Origin of the sequence: Bacillus sp. BD59S (assembly GCF_007363175.1) — a bacterium.
Classification (GTDB): Bacteria; Bacillota; Bacilli; order Bacillales; family Bacillaceae_G; genus Bacillus_A; species Bacillus_A pacificus.
Map to the genome: position 1 here is coordinate 745,566 of NZ_CP034686.1, position 26,194 is coordinate 771,759.

Genomic DNA, 26,194 nt, shown 5'->3' on the forward strand with positions numbered 1-26,194 from the left:
CAATTTTATTTGGCCTCTTTTTCTGTTTTATTGTCTCTTTTTATTTTTGCTTGTTCAATACTTGCCTGTAATGTCTCCATAATATTGATGATGTTTGGAGCAGGAGAGATTGTTTCCGTTTTTTCCTGTTGTTCAATTTTATTTTCGATTAATTCGGTAAGAGCTTCTTTATACTCATCTGTATACATTTCTTGTTCAAAAGGATTTGTAAGATGATGGATTAAATTCATTGCTGCAGTGAGTTCTTGTTTTTGGATCGGATAATTTTCGTTACTTGGTAAGTTAGGTGTATTTGTTATATCGCGAATTTCATTAGGGTAATGAATGGTTTGCAACATCAGTCCATCTTCAAAGTTACGGATAATAGCTAAATGTTGTTTTTTTCTAATAGCAATATGAATAAGCCCAAGTTTATTTGTACGTTCAAGAGCTTCTTTTAATAACAAATATGATTTTTCATGTCCTGGGGTAGGGCCTATAAAATAAGAGCGGTCATAAAGAACAGAATCGATTTCGTCATTTTGGACAAAAGATATAATACGAATGGATCGTGGTTCGTGAGCTTTTTGCAACGCAGCTAATTCTTTTTCATCCATAATAATGTATTTATGAGGTGCATATTCATAGGCTTTTACAATATCTTTATCATCAATTTCTTCATCCGTACAATCAGGAGCGAATTTTTTATATTTAATAGGTGTTAAGCATTCTTTATGGAGACTTAAAAATTTTATATCGTTTTCTTCTACGGCGCTATATAGTTTAATTCCTATATTTAATAGTCCAAGTGAAAGCGCACCTTTCCAGACGGTATGCAAATGAAACATCTCCTTTCGCTTAAAAATGATTATGTATATTATGAGATAGTAAGAAATTTCCTATACGTCTTTTGTTTTTTACGGAAGGGCTTGGGATATAAAATATGTTGACAAGCCCTCCAAAATATTTTAATGTGATTGTATAAAATTGTGTATATAAAGGGGAGTAACTTATTACAGTAAAGTCGTCATTACAGGGAGAAACCCTCGGCTTTATTGGCAACGTTTCGTTGTTAGTGAGACCTTTACCAGCAATGGTAAAGGCCCCTTATTGTCTTTTTTAGGACCCTTACCATATTTGGTAGGGGCCTTTTTGTATACAAAGAGAGGAGAAATAAAAATGAAAAAATTGATTAGTAGATTAAGAGTTGTATTTCATGTTCGTCGTTTCGTTCCATTCCTATTTGACTTTTTTACTTCAAAAGAGGTTTCAATAAAGAAGAAAATCCTATCCATTGCTTTTTTAGTTGGTTATGTAGCGATGCCGCTTGATTTAATTCCAGATTTCTTACCGTTCATCGGTATTTTAGATGATATTGGGATTGTGTTATTTATTTTGAACCGAATTGTAAAAATGGCGCCAGTTCAATTACAAGAAAAGCATAACGTAAATGTAGGATAGGAGTTGGGCTAGAAAATATGGAGCAAATGATTTTAGATATAATCGAGTTTTTAAAGCAGTTTTCTTATTTTGGAGTTGTATTGGCTTTAACGTTTGAATTTATTCCAGCAGAAGTCGTTTTGCCTATGGTTGGATATTGGGTGTACGAGGGTGATATGAATTTTTGGCTAGCTGTATTAGCTGGAACGCTTGGCGGAACGACAGGACCGTTAACGTTATATGCACTCGGTTATTACGGTGGTCGTCCTCTATTAATAAAGTACGGGAAATACTTCTTTATTAAAGAAGAACAAATTCAAAAAGCAGATGATTTCTTTGAGAAATATGGACCAGTTGTAGCATTTGTTGGACGCTTTGTACCTGGGGTTCGAACGCTTATCTCTGTTCCGTGTGGCATGGCGAAAATGAACATATGGAAGTTTAGCATATATACATTTGTAGCAATGTTTCCGTTAACGACTTTATATGTCTATTTTGGCATGAAATTAGGTCCGCATTGGGCAAAAGCGGCGGATGTTGTTGGGCAATATATGCTGCCGATATTAGGAGGCGTTCTTCTTATCGTGGCTAGTATTTTTGTCTATAAATATATGAAAAAAAGAAACAAAACGGAATCTATCTAGTCATATGAATATTTTTTGAAAATAGATGAATAGTACAGGCAAAAGACTCTGGGGGACATACACATATAGGGAATATAAAAGAGAGAGGGGAAACAACTATGTCTTGTGAGTGCTCAGGGTCAGCTTTAACTTGTTGTCCAGATAAAAATTATGTGCAAGATAAAGTGTGTAGTCCGTGGTCAGGAACTGTAGTAGCAACTGCTATTACGAATGTACTGTACAACAATAATATTAATCAAAATATGATTGGAACAGGGTTTGTTCGATATGACGTCGGACCTGCTCCAATCACACTGACAATTTTAGATGCAGCAGGAGCTACAATTGATACACAAACATTAAACCCAGGAACAAGTATAGCTTTTACGTACCGTCGTTTCGTGACAATTGAAGTCACTTTACCTGCTGCAACAGCTGGAACATATCAAGGGGAGTTTTGTATAACTACACGTTATCCACTTTCATAATAGAAAAGGAGAGGGCTAAGATGTACAATTCTAACTTATCATGCTGTTCCAGTAAAACACTTGTTCAAGATCAGGTATGTATAGATTGGGCTGCTACTGGTGCGGTAACTGAAACAGTGTATACGAATAATATTACGCAAGATTTATATGCATCAGGTTATGTGAAATATGATGTAGGTACAGCTCCAATTACGGTGAATTTTTTAGTAGGAGCGACAGTGGTGAATACAATTACTGTACAACCACAAAGCAGTGGATCATTTACAGTAAGATACTTTACTACAATTCAAATTGTAACGACAGGAACGGGAGTAAGCCAAGGACAATTATGTTTAACGGTACGTTATCCAATTTCATAAGAAAAAGCATACCAAAATGGTTTGCTTTTTCTTATAGTTTGTAAGTTGAGGTCATAAATCACTTTAAAAGCAAAATGAGAATTGACAACAATATTTTCCTTCTATATACCGAATTGGATTATTTGGGAGATTAATAATTGCCACAGATTGTAATGATTGACCTGTATATGACATTGTGTTGCCAGGATAGACAGTAAAAGTATTTGTCACCTGTCCAATAATTTGAACCGTAACCGCTTCAGTACTACTAGTGCTATTATACACAGAAATATTACCCGATATTTTAAGTACACCATCTCCTTCCCATAAGATTAATGTAGAACTTTCAGAAGGCAGTGGAATTTCTTTTGTTATAAAAAAATTACCAGCGAATTCATTGTTGACTAATTCACAAGATGGTGGGTCAGGGGGAGTAGGTGGATTATAGGGAGGGCAAATGATAGATAAAGGGGCATAACAGCCGATATTTTTTTTACAAGCCATTAATAGCTCCTCCCTTCATAGTTTCTTTTTATTACTATTAAATGTTGCAAAACGATAGTTGTGTTAATAAAGGGGCAAAAAATTTCAGGAAAGTTTGTTTAATAGGCGTCCAACTCATAATCATGAATAAGAGTCTGTTAGACAAAAGATGGTTGTATAAGATAATACAAATAATGTTGGATGTTACAGTAAATTGACTGTATATTTACAAAAATTAAATAAATTTTATTTGTAATTTATATGAAGTTAATATGTGTTCAGTACAATAATCATTGTAATTAATTGATTATATGAGGAGGATTCACGTGGAAAGAACAGCTTTACGCAAAGTAAAAGGACTTATTGGATTATTAATGGTTTTTGTATTAGCGTTCGTATCATTTCCGTGGAGTACATCAGTTAAAGCGGAAGAGAAAAAGCAAGAAAAGGCACCGAGTGAGAAGAAGATAGTTTTTCCAGTTGTAAGTGATGTACATATTAAGAATAGTGGAACGGATGATACGTTTCGCTGGAAACGAGCAATCGAGCAACTGAATACACTTGCACCTAAACAAGATGCGTTTGTAATTGTGGGAGATTTTACTGATTCAGGATCACTGCAACAATATGATCGTTTCATGCAAGTGTATAATGAAAATGCAAATAAAGATGCCGTGCGAATGAATTCTCTTGGTAACCATGATTATTGGAACGGTTTATCTGTAGAGGGCGCACAGAAGCGTTTCTTAGAAAAAACAGGAATGGAATCGATTTATTATCATAAAGTGGTGAAAGGGTATCATTTCCTTGTTATGTCTCCGGAAGATGGGACAACTCATGGATATTATTCAGACAAGCAAATTAATTGGTTAAAAGAAGAAATGGCAAAGGCACAAAAAGATGATCCAGAAAAACCAATTTTCGTATTTTTACACCAACATATTAAAGATACAGTATATGGTAGCCAAGAGTGGGGAACAAAAGATAGTGCAAAAATTAACGAGGTGTTGAAAGCATATCCACAGGTTATTACGTTTTCAGGTCATTCACATTATCCGTTAGATGATCCAAGATCGATTCATCAAAAAGACTTTACATCAGTTGGTACATCTTCAGTAAGTTATATGGAAGTTGAAGGTGGTAAAGTACAAGGGAATATCCCACCAGGAGCTAGTACATTAAGCCAAGGGTTATTAGTAGAAGTAGACGATAAAGAGGTAACGATTAATCGCCGTGATTTCCATACAAATTCTTGGACAGGCGAGCCTTGGAAAATTAAATTACCAGCAAAGAAAGAAACATTTACACATGTAGAAGATCGTGATAAAGAAAAGCCTTACTTTGCAAAGGATGCAAAGCTTGCGGTATTAAATGTAACAGAAAATGCAGCAACAGTAACATTCCCACAAGCGCTGGATAACCTTCTTGTTCATTCTTATCGCGTACAAGCTAGAGATAAGCAAACGGGAGAAATAAAGAATAAATTGTTGGCATTCTCAGAGTTTTATCGTGATCCAGTGCCGAAAGAGCTCACATTTACACTGGCAGGGTTAGATGGTGGGAAAACATATACACTTGAAGTAGTTGCGATTGATTCATTTGGCAATGAAAGTGTACAACCATTAACGGCGGAAATTACTACGAAAAAAGATAATATTGACCCGAATGTGAAAGTACCAAAGGCTGATGTTTTCGATGTAAACTTTGGAGATGGTACATTTAAAGACAATTCAACATTTGGTACAAAAGGTGATGTGAAGGGCAATGTGACTATTGAATATGATAAAGCATTGAAAAAGAATGTTATGAAGCTAAACGGAAAAGCAAACACATTTGGATACCTTCCATTTTCAGCCGCACAAAAAGAGAAAGTTGTAAATACGTTTACGTTAGAAACAGTATTTTCAATGAATGAAATTCGCGGACAAGGTATTTTGCAAAATACAGAGAGTGGCGGAATTGGTTTTGAATCTACAGGAAGTGGCTATGTTGAATTATGGGCTCACATTGGCGGCAGTTATAAACGTGTTGGTGTTCAATTAGAAGCAAACAAAACATATCACTTAACAGGAACGTATAACGGAAGTGAAGTAGCTATTTATGTAGATGGTAAAAAAGTAAATAGCCAACCGGCTACAGGAAAAGTGTATCATCCAAATGCACCATTTGCACTTGGAGCGGATCCTGATAGCAATGGGAATGGTGGTATTCCGTTAAATGGAAAAATCGCGCTTGCGAAATTATATAGTAAAGCGTTAAGTTCTTCAGAAGTATTAGCAGCGTACAATGAGTTTTCTAACCGTACGAAGTTAGAGCAAGTAAATGCGTTATTTGAAGAACTTGGAAAAGTAAAAGAAGTGTTAGCTGGTACGTATGAGTTTGGGGATAAGCCAGGTCAATATTCAAAGGAAGCATTTCAAGAATTAGAGAAAAGCTATAATAATGCAAAACAAGTGTTTGAAAATGTAGCGAGTACGGGAGAACAAATTGTTCAAGCATATAATGAATTAAAAACTGCAAATCAAACATTTATACAATCTAAAGTAGTAGAACAACCGAAAACATTGAAAGAAAAATTACAAATGAATATTGAATCTGCAAAAGCAGTAGTGAAAAAAGCGCAAGCTGCAAATGTAACGGACGGTTCAGTGAAATCATTGAGTCAAAAAATTACAGTGGCAGAATCTGTGTTAAAAGATGCGAAAGTAAAGGATGCACAGGTAGAAACGATGAATCGTACATTAGAGTATGCGATTTCACTCGTTGAAAAAAGCATAAACAAATAAGAGAGAAGAGAAAGAAGCTTATCATGATAGGCTTCTTTTTTGTTATACTAAAAGTAGCATAGAATGAAGGAGCGAATAATTTGGAAGAGAAAAAGTTAAAAAGAATTCTTGAATATGTATGGATCGCGGTTGTGCTCCTTGTAGGATATTATTTCTTAAAAGAAAAAAGTATATGGGTTCTATTTTTAATGACGTTTTTATTAGCGGGTTTAGGCACGTTATTTATTAATTTCTTCTTTGATAGTTTAAATGCATGGAAGAAGAAAAAGAAGGGAACGAAGTAAAGGAGGGAATATATGCAAAAGTGGAAGCTCATATATCAGGTGATTATTTTCCTATTACTTGTAGGTATTGGAATTGTGAAATACGCAACGCCAATAGGAAGTTGGGCATCGTTTACAGCTTGCATCGGCATATTTTTCATTTTACAATCGTTAACGAAAAAATATAATAGTACAGAAAAATAGCTCGCCGCTAAAACGGCGAGCTATTTTGTTATGCTTTTTTCTTTTCATCATTCGTTTTTTCGGTAGCCAAGTGACTATGCTTTCTAGAGTAGAAGAAATAGAAGCATAAGCCGACTATAAGCCAAACGGCAAAGCTAATCCATGTTGTTTTAGACAAATTGATCATTAAATATAAGCAGCAAAGAATCGCGACAACTGGTAGTACAGGTACGAAAGGTGTGCGGAATCCGCGTTTTAAGTCAGGGTGTGTTTTTCGTAAAATAAGTACTGCGCAGCAAACGAATGTAAAGGCTGTTAATGTACCGATGTTTACTAAATTCGCTAATACGTGCAGATCTAAAAGTCCTGCTAATAAAGCGGCAACAACACCAGTAATCCACGTATTTAATAAAGGGATTTTCACTCTTTTATTTACACGTGCTAACGCTTTTGGAAGTAAACCGTCACGGCTCATCGCATACGAAACGCGAACTTGTCCATACATAACGACTAAGAGAACGGTTGTCATTCCAGTCATCGCTCCAACAGCGAGTAGTCCTGCAATTGTATCTTCGCCAACGAAATGTAAGGCAAACGCAACTGGATCAGAAACATCTAATTGTGTATAAGGAACCATACCTGTTAAAACGAAAGATACGATCATATATAAAACAGTGCAAATAAGAAGAGAGCCAATAATGCCGATTGGTAAATCACGCTGTGGTTTTTTCGTTTCTTCCGCAGCGGTTGCGATTGCATCAAAGCCTAAGAAGGCGAAGAATACAGTAGCAGCCCCAGTAATAATACCGTCATATCCGAATGGGATGAACGGTGTCCAATTTTCAGGTTTTACATATTTTGCACCTGCTACGATAAAGGCGATAATAACAGCCAATTTAATAAGAACCATAATATTATTAATGCGTGCGCTTTCGCGTATACCAAAACTTAAAAGACCAGTAATGATGAGTAAAATACAAACAGCTGGTAAATCGATAAGGCCGCCTTTTCCTACGCCAGGGGCGGAGGCGATTATGGCGGGCAGATGGATGTTAAATCCTTGTAGTAAAGATTGTAAATAACCAGACCATCCGACAGCTACCGCTGCAACGGCAAGTAAATATTCGAGCATTAAACACCATCCGACGATGAAGGCGACGACTTCTCCGACTGTCATGTATGCGTAAGTATACACACTTCCTGAGACAGGAATAGAAGAAGCAAATTCGGCATAACAAAAGGCTACACAAGCACAAGTAAATGCAGCAATAAGAAATGATAGCATAATACCAGGACCAGAATGTTTCGCTGCAACGATCCCTGTTAATACAAATATCCCTGTCCCAATTACGGCGCCAATTCCTAAAAACGTTAAATCAAGTGCGGTCAATGTTCTCTCTAACTGCCGTGGTGATTCAGTACTAAGCGCTTTTTTTCGTAATAATGACTTCACTTTGGACTCTCCCCCCGTTTTTTCATTTCCATAACTGCGAATATAGTATGAGCCCATTAGAAAAGAGTATGTAAGTAAATGGAGGTACAGTTATGGTGCGTAGTTTTTTAAAATTGCTGGATTAATCTTAATATAATTCAGAATATTTTGTCAAATAAAAATATGACAAATAAAATGCGGATCAATAGGGGAAACTACTTGCAGAAATGGACGGGGGTTAACGCCCCACTGATCAAAGTTAAAGTAGGAGAAGATGCTATGTTATTTTATTTTGAACTGGTCGTCATTTTACTTTGTACGAAATTAGCTGGTGATATTAGCGTGAGGCTTGGCCAGCCTTCTGTACTTGGTAAATTAATTATCGGTATTATTATCGGTCCAGCTGTACTTGGTATTATAAATAGTTCTGAATTAATCGATGAACTGAGTGAGATTGGTGTTTTGCTACTTATGTTTATGGCTGGACTTGAAACAGATTTAGAAGAGCTAAATCGGAATTTGAAATCATCATTTGCAGTAGCAGCTGGTGGTATTATTTTTCCTTTCATCGGTGGTTATGTAACAGGATTGCTATTTGGACTCATACAATCCCATGCTATCTTTTTAGGGTTATTACTTTGCGCAACGTCAGTTAGTATTACGGTGCAAACGCTAAGAGATTTAGGGAAAATGAATACGAGAGAAAGTACAACGATTTTAGGTGCTGCCGTATTTGACGATGTCATCGTTGTTATTTTATTAGCGTTTGTTATGAGTTTTTTAGGAACGCAAGATGTGAATATAACACTTGTTATCGTAAAGAAAATTATTTTCTTTGTCAGCATTGTTTTTATCGCCTGGAAAGTTGTTCCTTGGATTATGAAAATGCTCGTGCCACTTCGTGTAACTGAGGCATTAATTAGTGCAGCTCTTATTATTTGTTTCTCTTTTTCGTATTACAGTGAAATGATGGGAATTGCAGGGATTATTGGAGCATTTGCAGCGGGAATTGCCATTTCTCAAACAGAGTATAAGCACGAAGTAGAACATAAAATTGAACCGATTGCTTATGCGATATTTGTGCCGGTTTTCTTCGTAAGTATCGGAATGGAAATTACATTTCAAGGTATCGGAAGCCAGCTTTGGTTCATTATCATTATGACGCTCATTGCGATTTTCACAAAGTTAATCGGATCCGGTTTAGGAGCAAGGTTAACAGGATTCAACCTTCAATCTTCTATTAGTATCGGTGCGGGAATGGTGTCGCGTGGAGAAGTAGCACTTATTATCGCAGCAAATGGACTTACGGCGAATTTACTAGCGAAAGAAAATTTCACAGCGATTGTTATTGTTGTTATATTGACGACGATTATTACGCCGCCGCTTTTGAAGAAATATTTTGTATAGAGAGAAAGGGCTTATCTGATGTAGGTAAGCTCTTTTTTTATTGGGAAAAGCAATAGTCATATAGCGTGAATAGGTTGTAATTATGGTAAAATCTACGTATATGATAAGACAAGGAGAGGGAAGTGTGAAGATTACAAAGGGGAAGGTTATCGGCCTTATCATACTTATTGCAGTATGTATACCATTTACTGCATGGAAAGAATCAAAAGTGAAAGATTTTCCGGTTTCTATTTTCTCGGAAGAAGCAGATGGTGAGTACGACCAGAAGCTGAAATATACTGCTTTTTTACCTGATGTTGCGATTTGGATGAACGGTTGGGAAAAGAAGTGGACAGAAGGGGAAAGAACCGTTTATCAAAAAGGGAATCGCATTGTAAATGTGTTTCATCCTCCTGGCGATAATGGTTTTTACCTTCTTGAAGCAAGAGAAAATAAGTAAACGCAACCGTAAGAAGTGGAGGTTAAATAGTGAAAGCTTCAACGTTACTATTTAAAATTGAAAGTAATATGGATCAATTTTCACCAGCTGAAAAGAAGGTTGCCATGTACATAATGGAGAATGCAGAGATTGTTCCGAACTTAACGACGAAAGAAGTGTCAACGAATGCGGGCGCAAGTGAGGCGAGTGTTGTTCGCTTTTGTAAGTCGATTGGAATCGGAAGTTTTAAAGCATTTAAAATCGCGCTCGTTCGCGAATTAACGATTGCTGATTATAATATTAACGATTTTTCAGTGATGAATACGGAAGATGGACCGTACGACTTGTTTAATAAAGTTACGTATGTGAATAAAGCTGCAATTGAGGCGAGCGTGACGGCGATAGATAAAAAAGAACTTGAAAAAGCTGCAGATCGTATTGTAAATGCCGATAAAATTATCTTTTACGGAGTAGGCGGATCAGCTACTCCGGCGATGGACGGAGCTTATAAATTTACAAGGCTCGGATTTACAGCGATGATGCTATCTGATTTTCATATGATGTTGCCGCTTGTGACGAATTTAAAAGAAGGCGATATATTTGTGGCGATTTCAACATCTGGTCGTACGAAAGATGTACTTGAAATGGCGCAATATGCGAAGAGACAGGGTGCAACAGTTATTGCGATTACGAAGCTTGATCAATCATCACCGTTATATAAAGAGGCAGATATTCGTCTTTGTATGCCAGATGTAGAACAAGATCATCGTATTGCAAGTATTGCTTCAAGAATGACGCAATTGAACATGATAGATGCTCTATATGTGATTACCTTTAATCGTATTGGTAATAAAGTGCTGGATCAATTTATGGAAACAAGAGAAGAAGCTTTGCGATTACGGAAGCTAAAATGAGAAGATGGGGAAACCCATCTTTTTTTGCATACAGACATAAATTCGTCATGAAAAGAAATTAAATTTCATAAAATAATAAAGTAATATTGATTTTAAATTTCTTAAAGTTATAATAAAAGTATGAAATTAAATTTCAAAGTAGGTGGGAATATGTTAGAAAATTTATCGACAGAACACCGTAATGAAAAGACGATGAATTTAGATGAGATGAGCATAAAAGAAGTTCTGCAAAGTATGAATGAAGAAGATCGTACTGTTGCGTTAGCAGTTGAAAATGAAATAGAGCAGATTGAAAAAGTTGTGCAGACTGTTATTAAATCTTTCGAAGAAGAGGGCCGATTAATTTACATTGGGGCTGGTACAAGTGGCCGTTTAGGTATTTTAGACGCAGTGGAATGTCCGCCGACATTTGGCACAGACGATAAAATGGTGCAAGGATTTATAGCAGGTGGATTGAAAGCGTTTGCTAAAGCGGTAGAAGGTGCAGAAGACCGTGAAGAGTTAGCGGACGAAGATTTAAAAAGTATTGGATTAAATGAGAAAGATACAGTGATTGGAATTGCTGCAAGTGGTCGAACTCCTTATGTCATTGGCGGATTAAAATATGCGCATAGCGTGGGAGCGAGTACAGCTAGTATCTCCTGTAATAAAAATGCTGAAATAAGTAAATATGCAAAACTAAATGTGGAAGTAGAAACAGGCGCAGAAATTTTAACAGGCTCAACGCGTTTGAAGGCTGGTACAGCGCAAAAATTAGTGCTCAATATGATTTCAACAGCTTCTATGATTGGTGTAGGGAAAGTATATAAAAACTTAATGGTAGATGTTCAATCTACAAATGAAAAGTTAATAGAACGATCAAAACGAATTATTGTGGAAGCAACAGGTGTTAGTTATGAAGTAGCGGCAGAGCATTATGAAAAAGCAGAACGTAACGTGAAAGCTGCGATTGTTATGGTGTTGTTGCAGTGTGAGTATGGGGAAGCACTGCAGAAATTAAAAGAAGCGAAAGGGTTTGTGAAAAAGGCACTATAAAATAATAGGGAGGGGGATTCTATTATGAAGAAAGAAGAGAGAATGGCCAGAGAAATTTCAGAGCAACTTGGGGGAGTAAAAAATATTCGTGGCATTGCTCATTGTATGACGAGACTACGGTTAACGCTTCATGATGAAAGTAAAGTGAACATGGACCTTTTGAAAAAAGTTGAAGGGGTTATGGGTGTTATTGAAGATGAGACGCTTCAAGTTGTCGTTGGTCCGGGGACGGTAAATAAAGTAGCAGCTGAGATGGAAGGTTTAACAGGACTCCGAATTGGTGAAGTGGCAGATCATCACCTTGAAGATCTTGGGCAAGAGATGAAGTCAGAGATTAAGAAGAAAAATAATACACCGGTGAAAAACTTTTTAAGAAAAATAGGAAGTATTTTCATTCCATTAATTCCGGGTCTTGTTGCATCAGGTATTATAAATGGGGTCGCTAACTTTGCGAAAAATGCAGGTGCTGATCCGAATGCAACATGGCTACAAATGTTATTACTTATTGGCGGCGGTATCTTTACATTCTTAGGCATTTTAGTCGGCTGGAATACAGCGAAAGAATTTGGCGGGACACCGGTTCTTGGAGCAATTGCTGGTATTTTAATTTTCAACCCGGCGATGGCGAACGTAAAGTTATTTGGTGAAGCGCTCGTACCCGGACGGGGCGGATTGTTTGCAGTTATTTTTGCAGCGTGGCTTATGGTTGTAGTAGAAAGACAAGTTCGAAAAGCTGTGCCAAATGCAGTTGATATTATCGTGACACCGCTTATTACTGTGTTAGTCGTAAGTATCGTAACGATGTTAGCCATTCAGCCGGTAGCAGGTTTCTTATCTGAAGGAATTACAAACGGAATTAATGGCATTTTAAATATTGGCGGCGCGTTTGCAGGAGCAGTGCTTGCCGGAACATTTTTACCGCTCGTTATGGTCGGATTACATCACGGTTTAACACCGATTCATATGGAGTTTATTAATCAAACGCACGTAACGCCTTTATTACCAGTACTCGCAATGGCTGGAGCTGGTCAAGTAGGTGCAGCAATTGCGATTTTTGTAAAAACAAAAAATAAACGACTTCGTAACGTAATTAAAGGGGCATTACCAGTTGGATTTTTAGGAATTGGCGAACCGTTATTATACGGGGTTACATTACCACTTGGGAAACCGTTTCTTACCGCTTGTTTAGGGGCAGCTGTCGGCGGTGCATTCCAGGCAGTTATGAAAACAGCTGCACTTGGAATCGGTGTATCAGGATTATCATTAATTCCGTTAATTGCTGATAATAAATATTTATTATATTTCCTTGGATTAGTCGTTGCATATACTTTCGGATTCATCTTTACGTACTTCTTCGGATTTAAAGAAGAAATGGCAGAAAACATATAGAGAAAGGGATTCCTTTCTCTTTTTCTATTGATAGAAAGGGAGATTCATATGATCGGAGTTTCAATTTACCTTGCAAAAGAACGAGTAAAGAAACAAGAAGAATGGCTAAAAGTAGCGAAGAAAAACGGATTTTCATCTATTTTTACATCACTTCATATACCAGAAGATGATCCAAATACGTATAAAGAGTTAATTCAAATACTTGGGAAACAGGCTCTTGAAAATGAAATGGAATTAATGGTCGATGTTTCTCCAAAATCGCTACACCATTTAGGAATGACGTACGAAAATGTGGAAGAGTTAGTAGAGTGGGGAATTACTGGTTTACGAATGGACTATGGCATCACGCCGAAAGAAATCGCGCGTGTATCCCATAAAATGAAAGTAGCCTTAAATGCGAGTACGATTACAGATTCATTTTGGAAAGAGTTAATTACTGAAAAGATACGGGTAGAGAATGTAGAAGCGTGGCATAATTTTTACCCGCGCCCGGAAACAGGACTAGCAAAGTCCTTCTTGCAACAGCAAAATCAATATTTGCATGAGTGCGGAATAAAAACGATGGCATTTATTCCAGGGGATGGGGAGAAACGGGGCCCGTTATATGAAGGATTACCAACGTTAGAAAAGCACCGCAATATGCGCCCGCTTGAAGCGTATTTAGAACTTGTACAAGATTGTGGTGTCGATAAGGTGTTAATTGGGGATATAAGCGGAAGTCTAGAAAGTGTACAAGAGATAGCGAGTGCGAGTAGAGGGATTATTCCGCTGCGGTACAAATCGTTTATAACTGATAAAGAAGTATTAAAAATAGTGGAACAAGTGCATACAAATAGGCTGGATCCAGCTCGTGATGTCATTCGCTCAGTAGAATCGCGAGAAGAACATAAAGTGATTGTACAGCCGATGCATACAATTACAAGAAAGAAAGGCAGCATTACAATTGATAATGAATTGTACGGTAGATATGCCGGAGAGATGCAAATTGCTATACATGATTTGCCGGCAGATGAGAAAGTGAACGTTGTTGGCATGGTTGTAGAAGAGGATATTTCTTTATTGCCGTATGTTGGCGCTGGAAAAATGTTTCAACTTTTTTGTGCGATAGAGTAAAAGCTTGAATTAACGCTACTTTGTAGGAAAACATTATCCGTAAAAGGGATAATGTTTTTTGTTTTCTTTAAAAAAGTATTTGACGAATGAAATGAAATACCGTATTGTTTTGACTTGTAAATAAAAGTTCACCATAACAAAACAAAAAGGAGAGAAAAAAATGAATCAATATATTGGGAATTTAATTATTCGTATCGTGTTAGGAGTAACGTTCTTTGCACATGGTTTAGCGAAGTTTCAATCAGGTATCGATAACGTAGCAGGCTGGTTTACAAGCATCGGCTTACCAGGTGGTCTAGCGTATGGCGTAGCAACAGTTGAATTAGTTGGTGGTATATTATTAATTATCGGTTTAGGCGTACGATATGTAGGATTGTTATTTGCACTAATTTTAGCTGGAGCTATCGTAAAGGTAAATGGAGCAGCAGGTTTATTAGGAGATGGAAAGAATCCAGGATATGAATTAGATCTTGCATTATTATCAATGGGTGCGTATTTATTCGTTGTAAAAGCAGAAGGATATGTAGATCGTTTCTTAAAAGAGAAAGTAATGAAAACGAAGTAAATTTTATTTATAAATTGTTGACTTGAATCATTATTGTAACTATAATGATTACAACTTATAAATTAAGAGTAAAATGATTTTAATATTTTTTTACACAAGATGTAACTATAAATGTTACATCTTGTGTAAAAAATAAATAAAACGGGAGGAAGTAATATGTCTAAAACAAATTTGGAAATGATTCAAAGCACGTATGAAGGATCAGCTTCTTCGAATGCAAAACATTTAGCAGAAGCTCTCTCTGAAAAAGTAGAATGGACGGAGGCAGAAGGATTCCCGTACGGGGGAACTTATATCGGTGTAGAAGCAATAATGGAAAATGTATTTAGCCGATTAGGATCAGAATGGAATGATTATAAAGCGAGTGTAAATATGTACCATGAAGTAAGCGGAAAAGATGTGATTATTGCAGAAGGTATGTATTCAGGAGTTTATAAAGACACGGGAAAATCATTTGAAGCAGAATTTGTTCATGTATGGCAACTTGAGAACGGAAAAATTGTGAAGTTTAAGCAATATGTAGATAGTCATCTTGTTAGGGAAGCGATGAAGAGTTAATGCTTTTTAAATGGATTGTAGGTATATGTATTACCATTATGGTAATCATCTCTTCTATAGTTGGCGGAAAAAAATTGCTTGCATATGTGGAAAAAGAAAATAAAAATATTCAAATCCAGCAAGCGGCAAACGAAAAAGAGAAAAAAGCTGCAGAAGAAGCTCCGCAAATTAGTGAAGGTGAAATTATTTCTACTATGCATAAAATGGTGCACCAAAAGGTAAAATCCTCTGAAAAATGGGGATTTGTAGAGATGACAAAAAAGGAAATTTCTAATGTAAAAAGATATATTGAAAATAGTACAGGTTTTCAATATAAAATGAAGTTATTTTCTATTATAAATAGATGGGAAAAAGGAGATTTTTCTCAAACTGTTGAGGAGCACAACTTTTTATGGAAACTTCAAGGTGGAGATACTGGTAAGGCAACTGAACGTTTATCACCAGAAGAGGAAAAGCAGTATATAAAAGAAATGAAGAATAAATAAAAACATCGCCAACTCAGATGACGATGTTTTTTCATTACGAATGTTTTCGTATTAAAGCTCTAGTTGGCTGAACAGTAACTGTTTTGAAATGAGAAAATAAATAACATCCTGTCACAACGATCATTGTTCCTAAAATTTGAATCCACGTTAATTCTTCTCCAAGGAAAAGGAATGCTAAAATAGCAGTGAAAATGGGATTGAAGTTTAGAAAAATACCAGATGTAGTTGCTCCTAATTTTTGTACGCCAACATTCCAAAATACCATACAAAGAACTGTGGAAATGAGTCCAGTATATAAAAGTGATGTTATAAAAGAAGTGTTGATATTTGTAACAGTGAAGCTTCCTATGTTAAATGGTAGTAATAAAATAACGCCGAAAATACCAGAGTATAATGTGGCCATGAGTGGTGTCGTTGTTTTTGTTGCCCATTTACTACAAACAGAATAGATTCCCCAAATGCAAACAGCCGCAATCATCCATAAGTCACCACTATTAAAATGTAGTGAAAATAAAAGTGCAAGGTTACCTTTTAATAGGACGAGGATCACCCCGAAGAATGAAAGAATCATAGATAAAATTTGAAGTGTATTTACTTTTTCTTTTAGAAATAAGACAGAAAATAGTGCGATTGAAATTGCGTTTAATGTAGAAATAAGCCCTACATTTGTTGCGGATGTTTTTTCTAATGCTAAAAATTGAAAGATGTTAAAAAGAGCAACCCCTGAAATTCCCATCAATATTAACGGAAGTATCGCCGCGCGTGGTGGAATGATTTTCTTTTCTTTAAACCATACCATCGGTAATAAACAAACGATCGCAATCATCCATCTTAAACTTGTAAGTGTCATTGGAGATGCGTGATCAACAAGTGATTTTCCAACGACAAAGTTTCCCCCCCATAATAAGCTCGTTAGTAATAGTAAAAAGACATAAAAATAAGGCATATTAAAATCCCCTTTGTTGTAATCAATGTGAATTGTAAATAATTTTAGCATTTTTCTTTATTGTGTAATATATTCTTTTGTATAATGGATAAAAATCGATAAAATGTTTTGTTATGAATGATATTTAAAGAATGATATTCAGTTTTTTATAAGTTATAAGGTGTTTTTTCGAATAATCATCGGTAAGAAAAAAGGGGGAATTATAATGGAGTCGTCTGTTATTAAAGTGTTGGATGATTTAGATGTACAAATTTTAGATATATTACAGAAGGAGTCACAAGTAAGTAATGCAGAGCTTGCGCGACGTGTTAATTTATCACCAGCTGCAATGCATGCAAGAATAAAAAGATTAGATGGAGAAGGGTTCATTGATAAGCAAGTAGCTATTTTAAATCAAGAAAAGCTTGGTTTTGATTTGTTATGCTTCATTTTTATGAGTACGAATATTCATCAATCGGATAAACTTGAAGTGTTGGAAAAAGAATTAGAAGCGATGCCTGAAGTGTTAGAATGTCACTGCTTAACAGGAGAGTATGATTATTTATTAAAGGTTGCAAATCGTGATCGTAAAGAATTAGAGCAGTTTATTAGAAAGCTGAATAAGCTTGGTATTACAAAGATACAGACGAGTTTAGCACTTCGTGAAATTAAATATTCGACGGTATTACCGATACGAAATGAGGAACCGAGCATCGATTAGATTGCTTGGTTTTTTGTTTGTGTAAGGGTAAGAAAAGTGATTGACGAGGGGGAAGGAGAGATGTATTATTATATAAAATTATGTATTAAAATTCATTTCAAGTTATAAAAATTAATATTGGGGGCAAGGGGATAGAATATGAAAATCTTTAACGCAGTTACGAGTGATGTGAAAGAAATTTATAGTCTTATTGAGATTTATGCAAAAGAGGGAGTGGTTTTACCGCGTTCTCTTTTATCTCTCTATCAATACTTACAATGTTTGTATGTTGTGAAAGAAGGGGAAGAAATTGTTGGAGTTGCTGGTTTACATGTATTAGGGGAGGATCTAGCAGAAGTCCGGTCGTTAGTCGTTTCGCATACATATGCAGGGAAAGGGATTGGACGTATGTTAGTAAACCATGTAATAAATGAGGCAGCGAAAATAAAAGTGAGTAGAGTTATTTCTTTAACATATGAAACGGAATTTTTTCAAAAGTGCGGGTTTGATTTTGTGAATAGAGATGCATTGCCAGAGAAAGTATGGATTGATTGTAGGCATTGTCCAAAGGTTGATTATTGTGATGAGGTGGCGATGGTTCGGTATGTTGGGTGAATTTTTCAGACAGAAAAAGTCCCACTATTATTTACGTGATAGTGGGCATCTATGTTTTAGGGGAAATTAAGAACTTGAATTCGTTTTTCTTACTGCAAACTTAAAAATGGGGTTTTTAAGTTCATAGTTATAAGTAAAACCATCGACAAGCCCTACAACTTTATCGCTATCGTAAAGATCGAGCATAAATTGTGCCATTTGTTTTGCAGTGTGGAATTTTGGTACAACATTATCGTATTGGAATTCATCAATATCAAATGAACGTTTCGCAAATTCTGTTTCAGTTGCACCAGGTGCTAAAACTTTTGCCTGCAATTTTGCACCTTGTTCTTTTAATTCGTGAGATAAACCTTCTGTAAATGCACTTACATAGAATTTCGTAGCGCAATACGTAACAGCATCAGCAACAATTGTGTATCCACCGCCTGATGAAACGTTAATAAGTTGTGTGCCATCAACCATGGAATAATCTCGAACGAAAAGAGAAGAAAGTATCGTTAGTGCTTCTATATTTACATGTAACATCGTTTCGATTTTATTTAAATTTTGTTCAGCAATTGAGGCGAAATTACCAAAACCTGCGTTGTTAATCCACGTTTCAATTTGAAAAGTTTGTAGGCTTTCATAAAGCTTATAAACATTTTCTGTGATGGACAAATCCGTTCTTCGAATGACAACATCCAATGCTGGATTCATTTCGTTAATTTTTAATTTTAATCCGTCTAATTCTTCTTGTCTTCTAGCTACAAGTATTAAGTTCTTTCCACGAGATGCAAAGGCTAAAGCTGCTTCATAACCGATTCCAGAACTTGCACCAGTAATAACAGTGTATTTCATATAAAATCCCCCTAAGTTCAAATAAATTTATTATGGTTAGATTTTATTTGTTAGAGTATACTCTAAGTCAAATGTTTTTTTATAAATTTGATAAGGCCGTAAAATATATGAGGGTAAGCATGTGGAGGGAGTTAGAGTATGTACACAATTAGCGAGGTTGCTAAATTAATAGGAGTGAGCACTCATACATTACGTTATTATGAAAAGGAAAATATATTAATTGCAAATCGTAATACAAATGGAAATAGAGTGTATGATGAATCACATATAACATGGTTGCAGTTTGTAATGAAATTAAAACAAACGCAAATGCCAATAGCAAAAATAAGGGAATACGCTAGGTTATATTTAGAAGGAGAGCATACAACTGAAGCTCGTTTACAGCTCCTAGAAGATCATAGGAAATCTATTCAGGATCAAAGAGAAAATTTAGTAATTACAGAGAAGATGCTTGAAAATAAAATTATTGCATACAAGGCCTCTTTGGAAAATAAATAGAAAACAAAATCCGCTCCTTAGTTATAGGATAAACATGGATTTGATCTCATAGTGTGTTGGCAAATAAAAAAGAGCAGCTAGCAAAAGCTAACTGCTCTATTCAAGGGATCTCTCCAAGGGGGAGTGGAGAAAATATTATGTTACTAGTAGTATTGACAGATTATTAGGAAATATACAAATCTGATGAAAGAAATTTTAAATAAACTTTCGGCATTGACAGTTTTTACAATATTCATGTACAATAAACATGAATGACATTCAGTCATTTTCTGAGGCAGGATGTCATTTGCTTGGAAATGTAACAAATACAATAGTAAATGAGGATGATAGTTGTTTATATATAGTAGTAATGAAAGATCATATTTTTTTAAAACAAAATGACTGATAGTCAGTCATAAGAGGTGAGAGGTATGAAAAATAAAGCTTGGTTATATGTCATATTAACATGTATCTTTGAAATTTTTTGGGTGTTTGGTTTTAATACAGCCAATACTTGGTGGCATTGGATTATTATTTTAGGCGTTATCGCTGTTGATTTTCACTTCCTTTCTAAAGCGTGTGAACATCTTGCAACAGGGACTGTATATGCTGTTTTCGCCGGAGCTGGTACGGTAGGTACTTTCTTAATGGATGTATTCCTTTTCGGCGGGAGTTTCAGTGTAGGAAAATTATTCTTTATCGTGATGGTTGTAGCTGGCGTTATCGGTTTAAAGCTAGCTGATAATAAAGAAGATACTATGGAAGGAGCTGCTTAAAGATGGGTTGGTTTTTCGTATTTTGTGCTGCAATTAGTGAAATAGTCGGTGTGATCGGTCTAAAAATGTATAGTAAAGATAAAACGTTAGCAAATGGTGCACTTTATATAGGTGGGTTTGCTACATCCTTCGCATTCTTGTATACATCTTTCTTATTTTTACAAGTAAGTGTCGCGTATGCAGTTTGGATTGGTATCGGAACAGCAGGTGCCGTTTTATTAAACATGTTCTTGTTTGGTGAGTCGAAAAGTAAAGCACGTATCATTAGTGTGGCTCTTATTGTATGTGGAGTGACAGGGTTAAAGGCTCTTTCTTAAAGGTACTTGGCATTTTTATCTCCTAATTTTTTGTTAGGAGATTTTATTATGAAAAAAATGATTTCCTCGCAAAGTTCACTATCATTGACAGTACAATCGATTATCTTATAAAATGAGTGACAGTCATTCAATACGCGTTTGAAAGGGTTTAGATGATGAATAAAAAAGAGAAAATTGTCTATGCAGCTATTGAAGTGTTTCAGGAAAAGGGCGTTGAAAAAACGAAGATTTCTGATATCGTGAAATTGGCTGGCATTGCACAAGGAACTTTCTATTTATATTTTCCTTCTAAGTTATCTGTTATGCCTGCAATAGCAGAAGTGATGGTTGAAAAGATGATACTTGCAGTGAAAGAAAAAGTGCAAAATGATGCGCCTTTTTCAAGTAAAGTGACGCAAGTAATAGATGCGGTGTTTCACTTTATAGCGGAATATCGTGAAATACAAGCTTTAATGTATGCTGGTCTTGCATCTACAGAACATATAAAAGAATGGGAAGCTGTGTATGAGCCTCTTTATATGTGGTTAAGCGAGTTTTTAAGTGCGGCGAAAGAAGCTGGTGAAATTCGTGATTCGGTTCACGCGGAGCGAACAGCGAAGTTATTTATCGCTCTTGTTGAATCAGCAGCGGAACAAGTGTATTTATATGATCATAAAGATGATGAGCAAGTTGAGCTACAAAAGGCAGAAGTACTAGATTTTTTAACACATGCATTACATATAAAGAAATAGTGAGATGAACCTGTCTGAGAAGGTAGGTTCATTTTTGAGGAAAACTGAATGATAGTCATTCACCTAATGCGTATGTATGTGTGGAAGGATACAGTGAAATTCTAACGAGTAGGGGCATCTCTACTCATGATTAGCCCACAAATAGCAGGATAAAGAAAAAGCTTCTTGGGCATTATTTTTTTGAGGGGAGCTTACGGGAAGAGGTGTTGAAAGTGAAGAAACCGATAAAAGAACAAAAGATGGTATTGGTCATTCTTTTGAGTAATATATTTATCGCTTTTTTAGGGATTGGATTAATCATTCCGGTTATGCCGTCCTTTATGAATGATATGGGTTTAACAGGTAAGACGATGGGATATCTCGTTGCAGTGTTTGCAATGGCTCAGCTTATTGCTTCACCTATTACAGGCCGATGGGTCGATCTTTACGGTAGGAAGAAAATGATCATCATTGGATTATTTATTTTTGGTGTTTCAGAGCTTCTTTTTGGATTAGGAACAGATGTATGGATGCTATATGCAGCGAGGGTGTTAGGCGGAATTAGTGCTGCGTTTATTATGCCTGGTGTTACAGCATATGTTGCGGATATTACATCTATGCAGGAACGTCCAAAGGCGATGGGATATTTATCTGCTGCTATTAGTACCGGCTTTATTATAGGTCCTGGAATCGGCGGATTTATTGCAGAATACGGTATACGTGTGCCGTTTTTCGTTGCAGCAGCAATTGCTTTTATAGCATGTGTAATTTCGATCTTTATTTTAAAAGAACCGTTAACGAAAGAGGAGCTTGCAGAGATTTCTTCTAATACGAAAGAATCAAGCTTTATTGGTGATTTAAAGAAATCATTACATCCAATGTATGCAATCGCATTTATTATCGTATTTGTACTTGCGTTTGGTTTATCAGCGTATGAAACTGTGTTTAGTCTGTTTTCTGATCATAAGTTTGGATTTACACCGAAAGATATTGCAGCAATTATTACAATTAGTTCAATCTTTGGAGTAGTTGTGCAAGTATTTATGTTTGGTAAATTGGTTGATATATTCGGTGAAAAAGTGTTAATTCAAATATGTTTAATTGTAGGTGCAGTATTAGCATTCGTTTCAACTGTAGTCTTTAATTATTGGATTGTACTTCTCGTTACGTGCTTCATTTTCCTTGCATTTGATTTACTTCGTCCAGCTTTAACGACGTTTTTATCAAAAGCAGCTGGAAAAGAGCAAGGGTTCGTTGCTGGTATGAACTCGACTTATACGAGTTTAGGAAATATTGCAGGACCGGCGATGGGCGGAATATTATTTGATATGAATATTCATTATCCATATGCATTTTCAGGAGTTGTTTTAATAGTTGGTCTCGCTATTACATTTATGTGGAGAGAGAAACAGTTGGCTGAAAGTTTTGCGAAGTAATAAAACCCCTTACGACGGTAAGGGGTTTTTGTTTTATAAGCTTAATCCAAACCGTTTTAATTCAATAAATATCCCCTCTAATTGCTTTCCTTTATCCGTTAATGTGTACTCTACACGAGGCGGAACTTCTGGATATACTTTTCTCGTTATAATGCCTTGAGACTCTAATTCTTTTAGTCGAAGCGATAATGTTTTTGGACTAATACCATCCATTGACTTTTGTAAATCACTAAAGCGTAATGTTCCTTCGATAAGAAGGTCACGAATGATTAAAAAAGTCCATTTTGTACTAATAACGTCAAGTGTCTTGGCGATAGGACATGGAATTCCAGGTAAACCTTTCGTTAACATAACCGGATCTATATTGCTCATGGAACTAGCCCTCCTATAAAAATTTTTTGAGTGAATTTGCTTTATAGTATCACAAAACTATCTTTTTGGTAACTATATGAAAAAAATATCACTACTTCCGAAAGGGAAGTTATTGCATATACAATAGCAATAAGAAATATAAAGAGTTTGTAGTAGGGGAGGTGATTTCCATGGGTATAAAAAAGTTGTTTGCGTTCCTTAGCTTTTTTGTCATTTGCATTGTGCTTGTAGCATGTGGCGTGGAAGAAAAAACGGAAGTCCAGTTATTAAAAGAAATGCCAAAGCCAAAAGCGATGACAATTGATCCCTCACTAAGTCAAAAGGAAGCGACCGAAATGGTTCATGCAGCGCAGCGTTTTTATGCATTTTGGGATACAGGTAAAGAGGAACTTATTCCGCAGACTGTTACTGAAGATTTTTTCGATCATACATTGCCGAAAGGGCGACCACAAGGTATGGAAGGATTAAAGTTTGCGGCGCAAAACTTTCATAAAGTTGTTCCTAACATACATTGCGAGATTGAAGATTTATTAGTCGTCGGTGATAAAGTAACAGCTCGTCTTTCTTTTACAGGAACGCATAACGATAAAAAAATCGATTTTTTTGCAATTGATATTTTACATGTGAAAGACGGAAAGATTACAGAAGACTGGCATTTAGAAGATAATCTTACGCTGAAACAACAACTTGGGTTAATAGCTGAAGAATAAAAATAAGGGAGAGAAAAGCGATGAAAAATATATTAATTATAAATGGGCATGAAAAATACGGTACGAAAGAAGGACGATTAAATAGAACGTTAGTTGATTATATGGTAACGGTATTAAGTGAGAAGCATCATGTGAAAACAACAACGATTCAAGATGGCTATAGTATTAAAGAAGAACAAGAGAAGTTTTTATGGGCTGATGTTGTGATTTATCAAACACCGATTTATTGGTTTAGTGTTCCAGGATTATTTAAAACGTATATGGATGAAGTGTATGAATACGGTTTGTTCTTTAAAGGTGCAGATGAATATGGAACAGGTGGTTTATTAACAGAGAAAGAGTATATGTTCTCTACAACTTGGAATGCACCTGAAAATTCATTTGGAGATAAGACGAAGTTCTTTGAAGGGGAAAGTCTAGAATCAACGCTTAGTCATTTACACCGCGTGCAGAAGTTTCTTGGAATGAGTCCGTTAAAGAGTTTTGCTTGTTATGATGTGGTGAAGAATCCGGATATTGAGAAGTTTTTATTAAACTTGAAAGATCACTTAGATGAAGTAATTAAATAATAGTTTATATTTGTATGTGAAGAAGGTACTACTAAGGATGTAGTACCTTCTCCTTTTATAAAAACTTGCATGTTAATACGTGGATGGCTGTATCCATAACTTCGCAAAATTTGCCCAGCCGAATGAATCGATTGTTACGTTTTTCAAAGCAGAAGGGTATGTTTTTCTTTTTAAAACGTGATAGTTAAATAAAATGATGTGTTCTGTTTGTAAAAATTCTTCGATCTCATACATGAGCTCATAGCGCTTCTCTTTATTTTCTTCTAATAAAAAAGTATCAAGTAAGCAGTTAATTTGTTTTTCATAGTGCGGGTCCATGAACCGGTTTACGAAGCAACTTTTATTTTTAAATACATTTAAGAATGCAAGTTCATGATCGGTAGCAAATACTTCTCCCATGAAAATAATATCGGCATGTTGATCGATAGAACGGTTCATATAATCTGAAACGAGAAAGGGGTGAAGCTCTACTTGTATACCTAAACTTTCACATCGTTCTTTTAGAAAATATGCATCATTTGCACTATCTTTAAATGCGAAGAAGTAAATATGTATCGTCTCTCCATTATAGGTGCTCTTTTTTAAATACTCTTTCGCTTTTTTTAAAGAGTAGGACCTTGTAGAACTTTTGCGGCTTCTTTCAGGGAAAAAGCTTGATGCAGCAATTGTCCGTCTGCCTTCTATGCTACGAAGTATCGTTTCAACGTCATATAGTTCTCTCCAAGCCTTTCGAAAGTAAATGTCGTGATGAGGACCAGATTTTGTAAAGTTGAAGCCAGCATAAATACAACCTATTTCTTCTATTTGTATATTATACCTTTCATTTTTCTCCTCATTTGGTAGTTCATAATCAGCATCGATTTGTATATGATCAGGAATACCCCAAAATTCAATACGGTCTAATAATGCGCGTTCTTTAAAATAGTGGGTGAACGCTTCGAGTACGATATTGTCTTCAGAGTAATGAGCAAGTTTGAAAGGTCCAGTACCTATGTAATGATGATTTTGGATACTCACATCACGCGGTAAAATTGCTAATTGTATGGAACTTACATAGTGTAAGAAAAATAAATTTGGTTTTGCTAAATGAAATCGAATTTGCAGTGGTGATGGCGTTTCAATTTGAACAATTTCTTCTGTTAACCATTCAAAAGGAGAGTGAACTTCTTTTAGTCTTTCAAATGAAAATTGTACATCTTTAGAAGTTAAAACTGTTTCGTTATGAAAATATACATCCTTTCGTAAATAAAAAGTCCACGTAAGCCCGTCTTCACTTAATTCCCACGTATGCGCAATGTGTGGTTCCATTTTTTCAGTAACATCGTTATAAACGACTAACGTGTCAAAAATTTGACCCGTAAGATGGCTCTCTGTAGTTACAGCTACAAAAGCCGGATCTAATGGGAATAGCTTTCTCGATATAGGAATCTTTAATATGTCGTACATATCATTTGAAGGTTCGTATCCAAAATGATGATGTAGTTTATTTTCTATCTTTTTTTGAAGTGCAAGGGGTAGGGGTTCTTTTAAAAGAAGAAAGATATCTTTTAATTTTTCTTGCGCTAACAGTTCATCTGTATAGGACTCAATCGCTTCTACGAAATTATGTATAAATAGAATTTCCGTTTTATTCCCGCGGCCTCGACCTGGAGTCCAGTGAATTAATTGCTCCTCGCTCATTTTCTTTAATAAAATCTTTACGTTTTTTGTACTGCAATATAAAACATCCGCTAATTCTTGTAAGCTATTTCGCATATGTTGTTGATCTTGTGCATGTAGTCTTAGTCTAATGTAATAGTCCATAATTTTCATATATACACTTCCTTCTATCATAAAAGGGGAAACTCTTTA

At 35.7% G+C, this 26,194-nt stretch carries 32 protein-coding genes; 25 read left to right on the forward strand and 7 right to left on the reverse strand.

What is annotated here, in order from left to right; translation table 11 throughout:
• Positions 1-5: 5 nt before the first annotated feature.
• Positions 6-818 carry a non-homologous end joining protein Ku gene (locus EKQ63_RS05765; RefSeq protein ID WP_087951451.1) on the reverse strand — a complete coding sequence of 271 codons (813 nt, stop codon included), beginning with the start codon at positions 816-818 and terminating at the stop codon, positions 6-8.
• A gap of 340 nt (positions 819-1,158) precedes the next feature.
• On the opposite strand from EKQ63_RS05765, the gene EKQ63_RS05770 reads away from it, so the two are divergent.
• The 4 genes from EKQ63_RS05770 (at position 1,159) to EKQ63_RS05785 (ending at position 2,889) form a co-directional block, all read left to right on the forward strand.
• Positions 1,159-1,440 carry a YkvA family protein gene (locus tag EKQ63_RS05770; RefSeq protein ID WP_000733844.1) on the forward strand — a complete coding sequence of 94 codons (282 nt, stop codon included), beginning with the start codon at positions 1,159-1,161 and terminating at the stop codon, positions 1,438-1,440.
• A gap of 17 nt (positions 1,441-1,457) precedes the next feature.
• A complete protein-coding gene (locus EKQ63_RS05775; protein ID WP_074567633.1) occupies positions 1,458-2,063 on the forward strand; it encodes a DedA family protein in 606 nt (201 codons plus the stop codon).
• A 98-nt stretch (positions 2,064-2,161) separates the two neighbouring features.
• Complete coding sequence (locus EKQ63_RS05780) at positions 2,162-2,530, forward strand: DUF3992 domain-containing protein (RefSeq protein ID WP_042515701.1); 369 nt, start codon at positions 2,162-2,164, stop codon at positions 2,528-2,530.
• A gap of 20 nt (positions 2,531-2,550) precedes the next feature.
• Complete coding sequence (locus tag EKQ63_RS05785; protein ID WP_000282809.1) at positions 2,551-2,889, forward strand: DUF3992 domain-containing protein; 339 nt, start codon at positions 2,551-2,553, stop codon at positions 2,887-2,889.
• Between the two features lie 63 nt (positions 2,890-2,952).
• On the opposite strand, the gene EKQ63_RS05790 is transcribed toward EKQ63_RS05785, so the two are convergent.
• A complete protein-coding gene (locus EKQ63_RS05790) occupies positions 2,953-3,372 on the reverse strand; it encodes an S-Ena type endospore appendage (RefSeq protein ID WP_143880822.1) in 420 nt (139 codons plus the stop codon).
• A gap of 305 nt (positions 3,373-3,677) precedes the next feature.
• On the opposite strand from EKQ63_RS05790, the gene EKQ63_RS05795 reads away from it, so the two are divergent.
• The 3 genes from EKQ63_RS05795 (at position 3,678) to EKQ63_RS29810 (ending at position 6,604) form a co-directional block, all read left to right on the forward strand.
• A complete protein-coding gene (locus EKQ63_RS05795; RefSeq protein ID WP_143880823.1) occupies positions 3,678-6,137 on the forward strand; it encodes a LamG-like jellyroll fold domain-containing protein in 2,460 nt (819 codons plus the stop codon).
• An 80-nt stretch (positions 6,138-6,217) separates the two neighbouring features.
• Positions 6,218-6,421 carry a hypothetical protein gene (locus EKQ63_RS05800; RefSeq protein ID WP_000391504.1) on the forward strand — a complete coding sequence of 68 codons (204 nt, stop codon included), beginning with the start codon at positions 6,218-6,220 and terminating at the stop codon, positions 6,419-6,421.
• A 12-nt stretch (positions 6,422-6,433) separates the two neighbouring features.
• On the forward strand, positions 6,434-6,604 hold the full coding sequence (locus EKQ63_RS29810) for a hypothetical protein (protein ID WP_087951453.1): 171 nt from the start codon (positions 6,434-6,436) through the stop codon (positions 6,602-6,604).
• 28 nt (positions 6,605-6,632) lie between these two features.
• Here EKQ63_RS29810 and EKQ63_RS05805 read toward each other — a convergent pair whose 3' ends face one another.
• The gene (locus EKQ63_RS05805) at positions 6,633-8,036 is read right to left on the reverse strand and encodes a branched-chain amino acid transporter BcaP (RefSeq protein WP_143880824.1); all 1,404 of its coding nucleotides are present in this window, start codon (positions 8,034-8,036) and stop codon (positions 6,633-6,635) included.
• Between the two features lie 174 nt (positions 8,037-8,210).
• Between EKQ63_RS05805 and EKQ63_RS05810 the strand changes: the two genes are divergently transcribed.
• The 9 genes from EKQ63_RS05810 to EKQ63_RS05850 all read left to right on the forward strand — a co-directional run bounded on the left by EKQ63_RS05810 (position 8,211) and on the right by EKQ63_RS05850 (position 15,899).
• Positions 8,211-9,422, forward strand: coding sequence for a cation:proton antiporter (locus tag EKQ63_RS05810; protein WP_142940624.1), 1,212 nt, complete (start codon positions 8,211-8,213; stop codon positions 9,420-9,422).
• Positions 9,423-9,546: 124 nt separating this feature from the next.
• On the forward strand, positions 9,547-9,861 hold the full coding sequence (locus EKQ63_RS05815; protein WP_087994040.1) for an outer surface protein: 315 nt from the start codon (positions 9,547-9,549) through the stop codon (positions 9,859-9,861).
• A gap of 29 nt (positions 9,862-9,890) precedes the next feature.
• A complete protein-coding gene (locus EKQ63_RS05820) occupies positions 9,891-10,754 on the forward strand; it encodes a MurR/RpiR family transcriptional regulator (protein ID WP_000648163.1) in 864 nt (287 codons plus the stop codon).
• 150 nt (positions 10,755-10,904) lie between these two features.
• Positions 10,905-11,789 (forward strand): N-acetylmuramic acid 6-phosphate etherase, encoded by an 885-nt coding sequence (murQ, locus tag EKQ63_RS05825; RefSeq protein WP_143880825.1) that lies wholly within the window; start codon positions 10,905-10,907, stop codon positions 11,787-11,789.
• 24 nt (positions 11,790-11,813) lie between these two features.
• Positions 11,814-13,178, forward strand: a complete 1,365-nt coding sequence (locus tag EKQ63_RS05830; protein WP_143880826.1) for a PTS transporter subunit EIIC — start codon at positions 11,814-11,816, stop codon at positions 13,176-13,178.
• A 48-nt stretch (positions 13,179-13,226) separates the two neighbouring features.
• Entirely contained in the window at positions 13,227-14,291 is a 1,065-nt protein-coding gene (locus tag EKQ63_RS05835) for a DUF871 domain-containing protein (protein WP_143880827.1), read from the forward strand.
• Positions 14,292-14,451: 160 nt separating this feature from the next.
• Positions 14,452-14,856, forward strand: a complete 405-nt coding sequence (locus EKQ63_RS05840; RefSeq protein WP_001077751.1) for a DoxX family protein — start codon at positions 14,452-14,454, stop codon at positions 14,854-14,856.
• 156 nt (positions 14,857-15,012) lie between these two features.
• Entirely contained in the window at positions 15,013-15,414 is a 402-nt protein-coding gene (locus EKQ63_RS05845) for a nuclear transport factor 2 family protein (RefSeq protein WP_087951459.1), read from the forward strand.
• Complete coding sequence (locus EKQ63_RS05850; RefSeq protein WP_143880828.1) at positions 15,414-15,899, forward strand: PRK06770 family protein; 486 nt, start codon at positions 15,414-15,416, stop codon at positions 15,897-15,899. Before EKQ63_RS05845 ends, EKQ63_RS05850 begins: the two co-directional genes overlap by 1 nt.
• Before the next feature lie 34 nt (positions 15,900-15,933).
• Here the strand turns inward: EKQ63_RS05850 and EKQ63_RS05855 are convergent, their stop codons facing one another.
• Complete coding sequence (locus EKQ63_RS05855) at positions 15,934-16,845, reverse strand: DMT family transporter (RefSeq protein ID WP_087951461.1); 912 nt, start codon at positions 16,843-16,845, stop codon at positions 15,934-15,936.
• A 205-nt stretch (positions 16,846-17,050) separates the two neighbouring features.
• On the opposite strand from EKQ63_RS05855, the gene EKQ63_RS05860 reads away from it, so the two are divergent.
• Both EKQ63_RS05860 and EKQ63_RS05865 read left to right on the forward strand, forming a co-directional pair.
• Positions 17,051-17,545: an Lrp/AsnC family transcriptional regulator gene (locus EKQ63_RS05860; protein ID WP_000446103.1), complete on the forward strand. Its 495-nt coding sequence runs from the start codon at positions 17,051-17,053 to the stop codon at positions 17,543-17,545.
• Positions 17,546-17,683: 138 nt separating this feature from the next.
• Positions 17,684-18,139: an N-acetyltransferase gene (locus EKQ63_RS05865; RefSeq protein WP_143880829.1), complete on the forward strand. Its 456-nt coding sequence runs from the start codon at positions 17,684-17,686 to the stop codon at positions 18,137-18,139.
• Between the two features lie 66 nt (positions 18,140-18,205).
• Here EKQ63_RS05865 and EKQ63_RS05870 read toward each other — a convergent pair whose 3' ends face one another.
• Positions 18,206-18,976, reverse strand: a complete 771-nt coding sequence (locus EKQ63_RS05870) for an SDR family NAD(P)-dependent oxidoreductase (RefSeq protein ID WP_087951463.1) — start codon at positions 18,974-18,976, stop codon at positions 18,206-18,208.
• A gap of 138 nt (positions 18,977-19,114) precedes the next feature.
• Here EKQ63_RS05870 and EKQ63_RS05875 point away from each other — a divergent pair, with 138 nt between their 5' ends.
• The 5 genes from EKQ63_RS05875 to EKQ63_RS05895 all read left to right on the forward strand — a co-directional run bounded on the left by EKQ63_RS05875 (position 19,115) and on the right by EKQ63_RS05895 (position 22,692).
• The gene (locus EKQ63_RS05875; protein WP_000288057.1) at positions 19,115-19,474 is read left to right on the forward strand and encodes a MerR family transcriptional regulator; all 360 of its coding nucleotides are present in this window, start codon (positions 19,115-19,117) and stop codon (positions 19,472-19,474) included.
• A gap of 410 nt (positions 19,475-19,884) precedes the next feature.
• Positions 19,885-20,229, forward strand: coding sequence for a DMT family transporter (locus EKQ63_RS05880; RefSeq protein WP_000790625.1), 345 nt, complete (start codon positions 19,885-19,887; stop codon positions 20,227-20,229).
• Between the two features lie 2 nt (positions 20,230-20,231).
• Positions 20,232-20,546 carry a DMT family transporter gene (locus tag EKQ63_RS05885; protein WP_000539674.1) on the forward strand — a complete coding sequence of 105 codons (315 nt, stop codon included), beginning with the start codon at positions 20,232-20,234 and terminating at the stop codon, positions 20,544-20,546.
• Positions 20,547-20,698: 152 nt separating this feature from the next.
• On the forward strand, positions 20,699-21,277 hold the full coding sequence (locus EKQ63_RS05890) for a TetR/AcrR family transcriptional regulator (protein ID WP_001993037.1): 579 nt from the start codon (positions 20,699-20,701) through the stop codon (positions 21,275-21,277).
• Between the two features lie 212 nt (positions 21,278-21,489).
• The gene (locus EKQ63_RS05895; RefSeq protein ID WP_048554199.1) at positions 21,490-22,692 is read left to right on the forward strand and encodes an MFS transporter; all 1,203 of its coding nucleotides are present in this window, start codon (positions 21,490-21,492) and stop codon (positions 22,690-22,692) included.
• Between the two features lie 33 nt (positions 22,693-22,725).
• Here the strand turns inward: EKQ63_RS05895 and EKQ63_RS05900 are convergent, their stop codons facing one another.
• Positions 22,726-23,064 carry a winged helix-turn-helix transcriptional regulator gene (locus tag EKQ63_RS05900; protein ID WP_062821564.1) on the reverse strand — a complete coding sequence of 113 codons (339 nt, stop codon included), beginning with the start codon at positions 23,062-23,064 and terminating at the stop codon, positions 22,726-22,728.
• Positions 23,065-23,234: 170 nt separating this feature from the next.
• On the opposite strand from EKQ63_RS05900, the gene EKQ63_RS05905 reads away from it, so the two are divergent.
• Both EKQ63_RS05905 and EKQ63_RS05910 read left to right on the forward strand, forming a co-directional pair.
• Entirely contained in the window at positions 23,235-23,774 is a 540-nt protein-coding gene (locus EKQ63_RS05905) for an ester cyclase (RefSeq protein WP_062821565.1), read from the forward strand.
• Positions 23,775-23,794: 20 nt separating this feature from the next.
• Positions 23,795-24,343, forward strand: coding sequence for an NAD(P)H-dependent oxidoreductase (locus tag EKQ63_RS05910; RefSeq protein ID WP_062821566.1), 549 nt, complete (start codon positions 23,795-23,797; stop codon positions 24,341-24,343).
• A gap of 72 nt (positions 24,344-24,415) precedes the next feature.
• Here the strand turns inward: EKQ63_RS05910 and EKQ63_RS05915 are convergent, their stop codons facing one another.
• Positions 24,416-26,176, reverse strand: coding sequence for an SgrR family transcriptional regulator (locus tag EKQ63_RS05915; RefSeq protein ID WP_142940625.1), 1,761 nt, complete (start codon positions 26,174-26,176; stop codon positions 24,416-24,418).
• Between the last annotated feature and the right edge of the window lie 18 nt (positions 26,177-26,194).

Coding starts and splice junctions, on each gene's coding strand:
- EKQ63_RS05770 (WP_000733844.1), top strand. CDS start 1,159: ATGAAAAAATTGATTAGTAGATTAAGAGTTGTATTTCATGTTCGTCGT.
- EKQ63_RS05775 (WP_074567633.1), top strand. CDS start 1,458: ATGGAGCAAATGATTTTAGATATAATCGAGTTTTTAAAGCAGTTTTCT.
- EKQ63_RS05780 (WP_042515701.1), top strand. CDS start 2,162: ATGTCTTGTGAGTGCTCAGGGTCAGCTTTAACTTGTTGTCCAGATAAA.
- EKQ63_RS05785 (WP_000282809.1), top strand. CDS start 2,551: ATGTACAATTCTAACTTATCATGCTGTTCCAGTAAAACACTTGTTCAA.
- EKQ63_RS05790 (WP_143880822.1), bottom strand. CDS start 3,372: ATGGCTTGTAAAAAAAATATCGGCTGTTATGCCCCTTTATCTATCATT.
- EKQ63_RS29810 (WP_087951453.1), top strand. CDS start 6,434: ATGCAAAAGTGGAAGCTCATATATCAGGTGATTATTTTCCTATTACTT.
- EKQ63_RS05810 (WP_142940624.1), top strand. CDS start 8,211: ATGCGGATCAATAGGGGAAACTACTTGCAGAAATGGACGGGGGTTAAC.
- murQ (WP_143880825.1), top strand. CDS start 10,905: ATGTTAGAAAATTTATCGACAGAACACCGTAATGAAAAGACGATGAAT.
- EKQ63_RS05830 (WP_143880826.1), top strand. CDS start 11,814: ATGAAGAAAGAAGAGAGAATGGCCAGAGAAATTTCAGAGCAACTTGGG.
- EKQ63_RS05835 (WP_143880827.1), top strand. CDS start 13,227: ATGATCGGAGTTTCAATTTACCTTGCAAAAGAACGAGTAAAGAAACAA.
- EKQ63_RS05840 (WP_001077751.1), top strand. CDS start 14,452: ATGAATCAATATATTGGGAATTTAATTATTCGTATCGTGTTAGGAGTA.
- EKQ63_RS05845 (WP_087951459.1), top strand. CDS start 15,013: ATGTCTAAAACAAATTTGGAAATGATTCAAAGCACGTATGAAGGATCA.
- EKQ63_RS05850 (WP_143880828.1), top strand. CDS start 15,414: ATGCTTTTTAAATGGATTGTAGGTATATGTATTACCATTATGGTAATC.
- EKQ63_RS05855 (WP_087951461.1), bottom strand. CDS start 16,845: ATGCCTTATTTTTATGTCTTTTTACTATTACTAACGAGCTTATTATGG.
- EKQ63_RS05860 (WP_000446103.1), top strand. CDS start 17,051: ATGGAGTCGTCTGTTATTAAAGTGTTGGATGATTTAGATGTACAAATT.
- EKQ63_RS05865 (WP_143880829.1), top strand. CDS start 17,684: ATGAAAATCTTTAACGCAGTTACGAGTGATGTGAAAGAAATTTATAGT.
- EKQ63_RS05870 (WP_087951463.1), bottom strand. CDS start 18,976: ATGAAATACACTGTTATTACTGGTGCAAGTTCTGGAATCGGTTATGAA.
- EKQ63_RS05875 (WP_000288057.1), top strand. CDS start 19,115: ATGTACACAATTAGCGAGGTTGCTAAATTAATAGGAGTGAGCACTCAT.
- EKQ63_RS05880 (WP_000790625.1), top strand. CDS start 19,885: ATGAAAAATAAAGCTTGGTTATATGTCATATTAACATGTATCTTTGAA.
- EKQ63_RS05885 (WP_000539674.1), top strand. CDS start 20,232: ATGGGTTGGTTTTTCGTATTTTGTGCTGCAATTAGTGAAATAGTCGGT.
- EKQ63_RS05890 (WP_001993037.1), top strand. CDS start 20,699: ATGATGAATAAAAAAGAGAAAATTGTCTATGCAGCTATTGAAGTGTTT.
- EKQ63_RS05900 (WP_062821564.1), bottom strand. CDS start 23,064: ATGAGCAATATAGATCCGGTTATGTTAACGAAAGGTTTACCTGGAATT.
- EKQ63_RS05905 (WP_062821565.1), top strand. CDS start 23,235: ATGGGTATAAAAAAGTTGTTTGCGTTCCTTAGCTTTTTTGTCATTTGC.
- EKQ63_RS05910 (WP_062821566.1), top strand. CDS start 23,795: ATGAAAAATATATTAATTATAAATGGGCATGAAAAATACGGTACGAAA.
- EKQ63_RS05915 (WP_142940625.1), bottom strand. CDS start 26,176: ATGATAGAAGGAAGTGTATATATGAAAATTATGGACTATTACATTAGA.